This window comes from Streptomyces griseoloalbus, assembly GCA_014650015.1.
GTDB classification, from domain to species: domain Bacteria; phylum Actinomycetota; class Actinomycetes; order Streptomycetales; family Streptomycetaceae; genus Streptomyces; species Streptomyces griseoloalbus.
The window spans coordinates 1-689 of sequence record BMUD01000110.1 but is presented as its reverse complement, the minus strand read 5'-3'; the positions used below and the strand labels follow the sequence as shown (position 1 = coordinate 689).

The 689-nt window shown below is 68.8% G+C and carries 1 protein-coding gene and 1 pseudogene; both read left to right on the top strand.

The genetic code is table 11. The annotated features are described in order from the left end of the window. Window positions 1-147: pseudogene (locus tag IE178_RS35175) on the top strand (ABC transporter permease); the annotation flags it as partial. Then, the coding region (locus IE178_RS35170; protein ID WP_438874444.1) for an ABC transporter ATP-binding protein at window positions 134-689 on the top strand (556 nt) is incomplete at its 3' end. The pseudogene IE178_RS35175 and the gene IE178_RS35170, both read left to right, overlap by 14 nt.

Below are 689 nucleotides of genomic sequence, written 5' to 3'. Positions count from 1 at the left end.
CTGGTCCGCTTCGCGATGATCGACGACTACGGCTCCTCGTACCTGCCGCCGCACGTGTGGGCGTTCGCGCTCGGCTGGGCGCTGCTGGCCGGCGCGGTGGGCTTCATCTACTTCTGGAAGGCTGAGGAGAGGTATGGCCGTGGCTGACGAGACGAAGGGCGCACGCGTCCCCACCGTCATCGCGGACGACCTGCACATCGTCTACCGCGTCAACGGTGCGAAGACCGGCAAGGGCAGTGCCACGGCGGCGCTCAGCCGCATCCTGAAGCGCGGCAAGGACGACGCGGCGCGCGGCGTGCGCAAGGTGCACGCGGTCCGCGGGGTCTCCTTCGTCGCCTATCGCGGCGAGGCCATCGGCCTGATCGGCTCCAACGGCTCCGGCAAGTCGACCCTGCTGCGGGCCATCGCCGGACTGCTGCCCGCCGAGGAGGGCAAGGTCTACACCGACGGCCAGCCCTCCCTGCTCGGGGTCAACGCGGCCCTGATGAACGACCTGACGGGCGAACGGAACGTCATATTGGGCGGGCTCGCCATGGGCATGTCCCGAGACCAGATCAGGGACCGCTACCAGGAGATCGTCGACTTCTCCGGCATCAACGAGAAGGGCGACTTCATCACCCTGCCGATGCGCACCTACTCCTCCGGCATGGCGGCCCGGCTGCGCTTCTCCATCGCCGCCGCCAAGGACC